1 protein-coding gene and 1 pseudogene are annotated in these 1,137 nt (G+C 57.4%); both read right to left on the bottom strand.

Annotated features, from left to right (window positions below; genetic code table 11):
* On the bottom strand, positions 1-378 hold a 378-nt coding region (locus C9413_RS32325; RefSeq protein ID WP_170251603.1), incomplete at its 3' end, for a cupin domain-containing protein.
* Positions 379-387: 9 nt separating this feature from the next.
* A pseudogene (locus tag C9413_RS32330) lies at positions 388-1,137 on the bottom strand (aminoacyl-histidine dipeptidase); the annotation flags it as partial.

Here is a 1,137-nt window from a genome sequence, read left to right on the forward strand (position 1 = left end):
AAACAGGATAACTGCAGCCTTGTCGCTGAAGTTATAGCCGCGATGCGGAGCGCCCTTGGGGATAAGCACCGCGTCACCGGGTCCGAGTTCCTCGGTCTGCCCGGTTTCGGGGTTTAGGAGATGCACGACACCTTCGAGGACATAGTACACCTCGTCACCCGCGTGAATGTCCGCCGGGTCGAAGTTGCTTCCCGGCGCGAGCTGATAGATGCCGGTCGTCTGCTGGTCCGTGCTGGCGAGCAGGTAGTTGAGGTCGCTAGAATACGGCTTCGTCCCCGTATAGATGAACATCTTGTAGCTATCGCGCGTCAGATGGACAGGCTTCTTTTCGCTGGGCGGATGTGGAAAATTGCCGAAGTAGCTTGGCAGTTTTGGCATTTCAATACCTTAGGTCCGGAGTTCGCGGAGCAGCGACTTGAGAAGCCGCCAGGTCAAATCGACTGTCGTGTGGTTGAGGCGCTCGCGCGTGGTGTGGACGTCGAACGCTTCCGGTCCGATCGACAGCATGTCAATGTCAAGAACCTTCTTTCGGAAAAGGCCGAGCTCGAGACTGGAGTGAGAGACTTCTACATGTGGCTGCTCGCCGAACTCACGCTCGTAAGCGGCTTTGGCGGCGTTAAGCATTCGCGAATGAGGATTGTATGGCCATTCCGGGCAATCCGCGAATGTCTCCACGCTCGCGCCGTTGCCGATGAGTTCCGACAGCTGCCTAATTTTGTCGACAATGTTGTAGCGACGGGAGCTAACGGCGCTTGGAACCGTATTGACGATTTCGATGGCCTCTTCATCGCTTGAAAGCAGCGCCACGGTGTTGGAGCTCTCAACGAGGCCCTCGACCTGAAGGCTCTTGCTCTGGACGCCGTTGGGAAGAAGGTTCAGGGCATCGACCAGCGCCCGGGCGGACTGAGCCGAGAAGACTTGAGTAAACTGTCTCCCCGACTCGCTGACTGTGACCTTGAGGTTGGGATCGCTTGCATTGTACTCAAGCGCAATCGAAGCCGCTTCCGCTTCAATTCTCTGTCTGAGATCGACGATCCGCGAGGCATCGATCGAAATGATCGCCTCCGCCTCACCCGGGATAACGTAACGGTTCACGCCACCCTTGACTTCGGCTACCCTGGCACCCGTGTCCCGGAT

Origin of the sequence: Rhizobium sp. SEMIA 4085 (assembly GCF_013004495.1) — a bacterium.
Classification (GTDB): Bacteria; Pseudomonadota; Alphaproteobacteria; order Rhizobiales; family Rhizobiaceae; genus Rhizobium; species Rhizobium gallicum.